Origin of the sequence: Rheinheimera faecalis (genome assembly GCF_021290965.1) — a bacterium.
Classification (GTDB): domain Bacteria; phylum Pseudomonadota; class Gammaproteobacteria; order Enterobacterales; family Alteromonadaceae; genus Pararheinheimera; species Pararheinheimera faecalis.
This window is the reverse complement of sequence record NZ_JAJOYT010000013.1, coordinates 113,278-120,452: the sequence shown is the minus strand read 5'-3', so window position 1 is coordinate 120,452 and position 7,175 is coordinate 113,278. Positions and strand designations below refer to the sequence as shown.

At 44.9% G+C, this 7,175-nt stretch carries 9 protein-coding genes and 1 other RNA gene; 2 read left to right on the top strand and 8 right to left on the bottom strand.

Annotated elements, in window-relative coordinates; all coding sequences use genetic code 11:
* Positions 1-54: 54 nt before the first annotated feature.
* The 5 genes from LSG34_RS17905 to smpB all read right to left on the bottom strand — a co-directional run bounded on the left by LSG34_RS17905 (position 55) and on the right by smpB (position 3,034).
* Positions 55-492 carry a hypothetical protein gene (locus LSG34_RS17905; RefSeq protein ID WP_233010501.1) on the bottom strand — a complete coding sequence of 146 codons (438 nt, stop codon included), beginning with the start codon at positions 490-492 and terminating at the stop codon, positions 55-57.
* The gene (locus LSG34_RS17900) at positions 489-1,169 is read right to left on the bottom strand and encodes a toxin-antitoxin system HicB family antitoxin (protein WP_233010500.1); all 681 of its coding nucleotides are present in this window, start codon (positions 1,167-1,169) and stop codon (positions 489-491) included. The genes LSG34_RS17905 and LSG34_RS17900 overlap by 4 nt, the downstream gene beginning before the upstream one ends.
* A 7-nt stretch (positions 1,170-1,176) precedes the next feature.
* Positions 1,177-1,509, bottom strand: coding sequence for a hypothetical protein (locus LSG34_RS17895; protein ID WP_233010499.1), 333 nt, complete (start codon positions 1,507-1,509; stop codon positions 1,177-1,179).
* A 514-nt stretch (positions 1,510-2,023) separates the two neighbouring features.
* Positions 2,024-2,383, bottom strand: a transfer-messenger RNA (tmRNA) gene (gene ssrA / locus LSG34_RS17890).
* Between the two features lie 168 nt (positions 2,384-2,551).
* On the bottom strand, positions 2,552-3,034 hold the full coding sequence (gene smpB / locus LSG34_RS17885; RefSeq protein WP_008897453.1) for an SsrA-binding protein SmpB: 483 nt from the start codon (positions 3,032-3,034) through the stop codon (positions 2,552-2,554).
* 119 nt (positions 3,035-3,153) lie between these two features.
* Between smpB and LSG34_RS17880 the strand changes: the two genes are divergently transcribed.
* Complete coding sequence (locus LSG34_RS17880; protein ID WP_233010497.1) at positions 3,154-3,597, top strand: SRPBCC family protein; 444 nt, start codon at positions 3,154-3,156, stop codon at positions 3,595-3,597.
* The gene (locus LSG34_RS17875; RefSeq protein WP_233010496.1) at positions 3,590-3,955 is read left to right on the top strand and encodes an RnfH family protein; all 366 of its coding nucleotides are present in this window, start codon (positions 3,590-3,592) and stop codon (positions 3,953-3,955) included. Before LSG34_RS17880 ends, LSG34_RS17875 begins: the two co-directional genes overlap by 8 nt.
* A 71-nt stretch (positions 3,956-4,026) precedes the next feature.
* On the opposite strand, the gene LSG34_RS17870 is transcribed toward LSG34_RS17875, so the two are convergent.
* From LSG34_RS17870 to nadK, 3 genes are all read right to left on the bottom strand, one after another.
* Positions 4,027-4,377: an outer membrane protein assembly factor BamE gene (locus LSG34_RS17870; RefSeq protein ID WP_233010495.1), complete on the bottom strand. Its 351-nt coding sequence runs from the start codon at positions 4,375-4,377 to the stop codon at positions 4,027-4,029.
* A 127-nt stretch (positions 4,378-4,504) separates the two neighbouring features.
* Positions 4,505-6,172, bottom strand: a complete 1,668-nt coding sequence (gene recN / locus LSG34_RS17865) for a DNA repair protein RecN (protein WP_233010494.1) — start codon at positions 6,170-6,172, stop codon at positions 4,505-4,507.
* 79 nt (positions 6,173-6,251) lie between these two features.
* Positions 6,252-7,145, bottom strand: coding sequence for an NAD(+) kinase (nadK, locus tag LSG34_RS17860; protein WP_233010493.1), 894 nt, complete (start codon positions 7,143-7,145; stop codon positions 6,252-6,254).
* Positions 7,146-7,175 lie beyond the last annotated feature (30 nt).

The window sequence follows — 7,175 nt, the reverse complement described above, 5'->3', positions numbered from 1 at the left end:
TGAATAGATAGAAACATTATGTTTTTCAGTAACTAAATCTATTCTTGGCTTCAATTATTCTTCCTCTGGATTAGTTGTGTTCTCAACGCTTGACGTAACAAATCTTGTATCAAAGGGAAGAGGCACGTGTCCCATACCTGCTTTTGCTAGTGTTGATATTACGTCTTGTCTCAGCAAAGGATAAATGTGACGAACGCCAAATGTAGCTTTGTCAAAGTCGACTAGCCTTTTATAGCGTTTTTTGTTTACAACTTCAAGAAGGCAGCTATAAGATGACATAACAATAAACATAACATCATCTTCTTGCATACCTGTTACTGTCATTGTTAATACTATCTCCAAGAACTCACAGTTCTCGTCATCATGGATTTCAACTTCATTATGAAAATCTAATGACCCCCCTGTTTTCGCTCTTTCTTTATCTCTTAGTTCAAAGCTACTTTTTATCAAGGAGCTCTCTTTTATTCTAAATATGCTTGATACATCACTCATGAATGACATAGTCTCTTTTTAATTGTGTCAACTATTTGGAATTTTGCTGGTTGATCAGTAATGTAAGTGTATGATTCCTCAGTTGACGCGCCATATTCTATACCAATTTCATTATTTTCCGTTTCATCATGGCTATATGGATTGAATGCAAAAACTCTTCTATGACTTTGAGACCCGATTAGAGCAGGTTCTATAATTTTCGGGTGATTGGCCGAAGAAATAAAATGATCTTTATTAACTATGCGAGCTAAAGAAGCAACTGATTCATGTATATTAATTAGCTGTTTACTAAGCTTTGTAATTTCGTATAAAGAAGTAGTATGTTCAGTATGTTTTGCTAAACAAACATTTATGTATTGATTTACACTTACGTTATCTCTCTTTGACGCTTCAATTACTGACTTATGTAATGACTTCTGCATTCTAAGAGTTATTCTTCCAGAGACTTCTTCATCTACATTTGGCGTGAATGGAGGAGGAAATATTGCTCCTTCACTCTCATACATATCATATGCAGTTGATATTGTATCAAGCGCCAGCTCTCTCGCATGTGACTCTGTATCAGAAAACTCACAAATATCAGGAATTTCTAAGACCTTTGCAATATAAAGAAATTCACCATCAATAAGCGATTTTTGTATTGATATAGTGTACATTTCTGGATCGAATTTTTTCATTTTTAATTCACTGTGTATCGTTGACAATTTCAGTAAGCTCGTCTTGATAGTCTCGAAGTATCTTTATGACTGTTGAGACATAGGCTGGTTTCATTGGCCTTTTGGGCGCATGACCGCAATCAATACCAAAAGTTGTAAACTTTCCATTACTTTTATTCCTCAACACTGGGTGAGTAAAAACTCGATGGCCATCGCTTTTACCCGATTTATGATTAAAACCTAGTCTCTCTAAAAGGGACAGGAGACCATGGCTTCCGCAGCAGCTTATGGTGTTTTTTTTACGAGCTAAATCATCAATCAGCTCGCCAATGTCAATAACGTTTTTTTTATTCATTTGCATTGTAGCTGACACCGCCCGTAGTGTCATCAGATCCCTGTATTTAATCCGTTACCCGAGTTTTTATGAGATCTGTAGGATACTCAAGGAATACAACTCTTTCAGACTGCAATTTCTAGAAAACCGTAAAGTACCTAAAACATAACTAAAATGCTCAAGAGTTTCAATAGTGGGTCTATAGCTAGTTAGCAATAAAAGCCGAAGGTAACAAATAGTTAAAAGGAAAATGATGTAGGGTCTTGCTCTTTGCGCTCGTTTGTTATGCTTGGTTTTGTATGGTGACAACTCAATTTTTGGTCGCGACTGAAGGCAAAAGGCCACCTTGCGGTGGCGAGGTAGTTGGGGGGGATTTATTCGCGGCTTTACCGCTCACCTCTCGTTTGGCAACGAGAGGCCGCCCTTTGGGCGTTGTCTCCGCTTGCTGCGCAAGCTCCGGCTGAACCCCTAAAGGTGCTTCGCGTCCACCGCGAAACCACAATAAAGCAAAAGGCCACCGTTAGGTGGCCTTTTGCTTTATTGGTGGAGCCGGGGGGATTTGAACCCCCGTCCGAAAAACCTAGATCGTCGGTACTACATGCTTATCCAGTTATTTAGTTAACCCTATGAGCGCCAGCTGGCAGGCTATCGTCGGGCGAGTCTGATTGGTTTTAGCATCTTGGCTCCAGACAAAGCCGCCATGCGATCCTATTAGGGGTGATCTTCCAGAGTCTCAGCTTATAGGCATGCGTGAGGGGAAGAGCGCTCTACTGCTTATTAGGCAGCGAGTGCGTATGTTTCGTCGTTTGCGACTACTAGTTTGCGGCTTTTTTACGAGGCCTACCGCACCTCGGCATGCACCTAAGAGTTCGTGAATCCCGTCGAATCCAGTATCGGCCCCGAATTCTTTAGTACTTCTGAACACTTCTGTGTTGAGCGCATTCTACGCTCTGCAGTTCAACGCGGCAAGGTAAGAACTGGTCTTTTCTTGCTGCGTTTGGCTGTTATTACTCTATATGGTGATGAATTGAACAATCTCAAGCTGAAGTGGGTAAGAACCCGGCTGCAATTATCTTTTGCTGTGCTTCATCATGCGTTCTTTTTCACGCGACCAGTCTCTGTCTTTGATGTCGTCACGTTTATCAAAGTGCTTTTTACCTTTGGCCAGATGGAACTCTAATTTCACCCAACAGGCTTTCCAGTACATGGACGTGGCTATTAAGGTGTAACCGTCTTGCTCTTTTTTACCGACCAGTTTGTTCAGTTCACGTTTGTTCAGCAACAGCTTGCGCGAGCGCTCTGGATCGCAGACCACGTGAGAAGATGCGCTGTGCAGCGCCTGAATTTGTGCACCAATTAAAAAAGCTTCGCCATCTTTTAAAATGACGTACGAGTCAGACAAATTCACTTTGCCTTCACGAATACTCTTTATTTCCCAGCCTTGCAGGCACATACCTGCTTCGAAACGCTCTTCGAGGAAATAGTCGTGTCGTGCTTTTCTATTTTGGGCTATGGTGCCGCCCTGATTTTTGCTGCTTTGTTTTTTGCTCATCTTTGCGAACGAATTAACTCTTAAAAGCCAAGGAATTTAATGGCAAAAGGCTTACGCCTGGGACATTGAGGCTACGGCCAGATCTGTTACAATCGCCGCCTGCATTAAGGGGAGAGAGTATGCCACAAATTGAGCGCAGCGCACTGGTTTTTTACAGCGCGCGCCAGATGTTTGAGCTGGTGAACGATGTACCACGTTATCCGGAATTTTTACCCGGTTGTGCCCAAGCACAAATTTTACAGCAGTCTGAAGATCAGATGCTGGCTAAGTTACAGGTGAAAAAAGCCGGTATCAGTCAGGAGTTCACCACCCGCAATACCCTGGTGACAAACTCGCAAATTCAGATGCAACTTGAGTCCGGCCCTTTTAAAGCTTTATCCGGTGGCTGGACCTTTGTTCCACTCAGCGATGAAGCCTGTAAAGTGGTGCTGGCATTGGATTTTGAGTTTTCCAATAAAATAGTCGAGTTTGCTTTTGGCAAAATTTTTAATGAGTTAACAGCGGCTATGGTCGGTGCTTTTACCCAAAGGGCGAAACAAGTGTACGGAGAACAACATGGCTGAAACTAAAGCTGTGGAGCTGGCTTATGCCACACCGGCAAAACAAAGTTTGTTGAGTTTAACTGTCGATGCTGCTGCTACTGTGGAGCAGATTATTCAGCTGTCCGGTATGCTTTCTTCTTTTCCTGAAATTGATTTAAGTCAGAATAAAGTGGGGATCTGGAGCCGGACCTGCAAACTGAATGAAGTGCCAAAAGCGGGTGATCGAATTGAAATTTACCGGCCTTTAATTGCTGATCCTAAAGATATGCGTCGTCGCCGTGCTGAAAAGGCCAAAGACGAAGGCAGAGCAAATAAAACAACAGGTGGCAGGCCGCAACAGGGACAGAATACTGAGTCTGACTCACACTCTGACAGCTGATGAATAAGCAGAACTATTAGACTGAATTAACGAGGAGAGGGTCAGAGCTGAAACTCTGACCCCGGCAAAAGTTATTTATCCAGCGGGGTATTGAAGTTAGCTGGTTTGGTGAAGTCACCAGTAATATCAACCAGTTTGTCGTCTTTAAAATTGACGATCATTTGCTTTTCAAAGTTGTCGCCACGACCACCTTTTAACGCATAAAAATAATGCCAGATGTCGTCGTCAAAGGCGTTTTCAGCAACAGGGTTGCCTAACACAAAGCGAACCTGTTCTTTGGTCATTTGAACACGCAGTTTGTCGATGTCTTTTTGCTCCAGAAAGTTACCTTGTGGTATATCAATCCGGTAAATCCAACTACTGCAAGCACCCAGAGTCAATGCTGTGGCCAACACAAGGGCCGTTTTCACTACTGCTTTCATCTGTCTCTTCATCTGAATAAGTCTGTCGGCATCATACCGCAAGCATGGGCTGAAATTAAAGCCTTAATCAGACCTAAGTGTGTTGGCTAAGTTCGTGCCTGTTAAAAATAATTGCTACAAATCAGCTTTAAGGCGCACATAACAGCTCGCGGGCGTTGGCAATCGCATTAGCGCTGACATTTTCTCCTGCCAGTAAGCGTGCTATTTCCTGCACCCGTTCTTCGTCTGCCAGTTCGCGAATACGGGTTTCTGTTGCAATACCGTCTGTGTATTTCTCGACAAACAACTGGTGATGGCCCTGACTTGCGACTTGAGGTAAGTGAGTGACACAAATCACCTGAGTGGATTCTCCCAACTGGCGTAACAAGCGGCCTACGCCAGCAGCAACAGGGCCGCTAATACCTACGTCCACTTCATCAAAAATCAAGGTAGGAGTAGTGACTTTACCTGCCAGTATCACCTGAATCGCCAGACTGATACGGGATAATTCACCACCTGATGCTACTTTGTGCAGTGCCTGTAAAGGTTGGCCCGGGTTGGTGCTGACCAGAAAATCGACCTGATCCCAGCCGGATGCGTTGGCTTTATCTATGCCAGCACTTTCAACCGCAATATAAAATTTACCATTGGCCATACTCAATTCGGCCATGCTGCGGGCAATTTTATCGGACAACTCCAATGCCGCTGATTTACGCAATTCAGAGACTATTTCTGCGGCCTGACAATAGAGTTGCTGAGCCTGCTGAATTTCAAGCTGAAGTTCAACTATGCGATCATCATCACCAGCCAGTTCTGATAACTGCTGGGATAATTGCTGATGGAACAGCGCCAGCTGATCGTTTGGAATTTGATGTTTACGGCTTAAACTGAGCCACTGCCCAAGGCGCTGATCAATTTCTGCTAAACGCTCCGGATCTATATCTACTTTTTCACTGTAACGGCGTAGTTCGCGGCCTGCTTCTTCAATTTGTACTAAAGCTTCGCTCAGCATCTGATGAATAGGAGCTAAAGCCGGGTCTACTTCTATATAGTCGTCCAGTTGCTGACAGGCATGACTTAATAAACGATAGCTGTTGGCATCTTCATCGTCATAAGCCAGTTGCAAGGCTTGCTGGCTGGCCTGGATCAGGCTGTGGCTATTGCTTAAACGCTGATGTTCAGTTTCCAGTTCAGCAAATTCATCTGCTCCTGGGGCAAACTGATCCAGCTCAGCGACCTGATACTCCAGCAACTGACGTTGTGCTTCACGTTGCTGCTGACTGCTTTGTAGTTCGCCATATTCCAGCTTCAGTTGCTGCCAGGCTTTCCAGTACTGGCGGCAATCGGCTAAAGCGGATTGGGTATTGGCATAAGCGTCCAGTAACTGGCGCTGGTGATCTGATTTTAATAACAGTTGATGCGCATGCTGACCATGAATACTCAGCAGATGATGGCCCAAAGCTTTCAGTTGTTGAGCCGGTACTTGTACACCATTGATATAACCACGGGAGCGGCCTTCGCTACCCACCACACGGCGCACTATACATTCGTTGCCCATGGCGAGATCTTGTTCGGCCAGCCAGTGCTGAGCTGCGCCCAACTGACTGATATCAAAAGTAGCCACTATATCGGCTTTATCACAACCGGGGCGTACCACTAAACCATCGGCACGGTCGCCTAAACATAAAGACAAGGCATCTAAAGCTATAGATTTACCTGCGCCTGTTTCGCCTGTAATGGTGGTCATGCCGCCACGCCAGTCGAGTTCCAGCGCGCGTACTATGGCAAAGTTGCTGATATGCAGATGGTTGAGCATGGTCCAACTCCCTTATACTGAATAACTGTTAATTTATACAGTAATTCAGCTTTTAGCAAGGGAGTGGTGAAGAGATTTTTTAGTAGAGTTTACTGCCCCAACCGAGCTTGTTGCGCAGCACGTTAAAGTAGCTGTAACCAGGCGGGTGCACCAGTTTCAGTGGCTTGGGGTGTTTACGAATACGGATTTCATCGCCCGGCATGACGGCCAAAATCACATGACTGTCGCAGCTAACCTGTAAATGTGCGTCATTACTTGGCGATACTTTTAAGACTATTTCGCTGGTACCGGATACCACTAAAGGGCGGCTGCTTAAGGTATGGGGGAACATGGGCACTAAACTCATAGCGTCCAGCTCAGGTGTCAGAATAGGGCCACCACCTGATAAGGAATAGGCGGTAGAACCTGTTGGAGTGCTGACAATTAAACCGTCGGAGCGCTGGCTAAACACAAATTCGCCATTGATATGAGCTTCAAACTCAATCATATGCGCTACTTTGTCAGCGTGTAGCACGGCTTCATTCACAGCGCTGTTGCTGCTTTTGACGCAGTCATTGCGATAGACTTCCACCTCCAGCAGATTGCGTTTTTCAGTGACAAAATTACCGGCTAACACAGCGGCTAAAGGTGTTTCAAAATCTTCCGGTGATAAGTCGGTTAAAAAACCTAAGTTACCGCGGTTTACTCCCAGCACCGCGACACCAAAACGCGCTAATACGCGCGCAGCACCCAGCATATTGCCGTCACCACCTACCACTATCGCCAGATCGCAGTTTTTACCCAGTTCGACTAAATCCATCACCTGCACATCGGGCAAGGCTAAAGATTCGGCCACTTTTTCTTCCACATAGACCTTTAACTTCCGTGCAGTTAAAAACTGATACAGGCTGATAAGAGTGGTATTGGCGCCCGGATGATTAGGTTTGCCAATGAGGCCAATGGTTTGAAATGCGCTGCCTGGGTTTTGACTCATGAGTGTTCCTTTCAAAATGCCGTTTGAGTA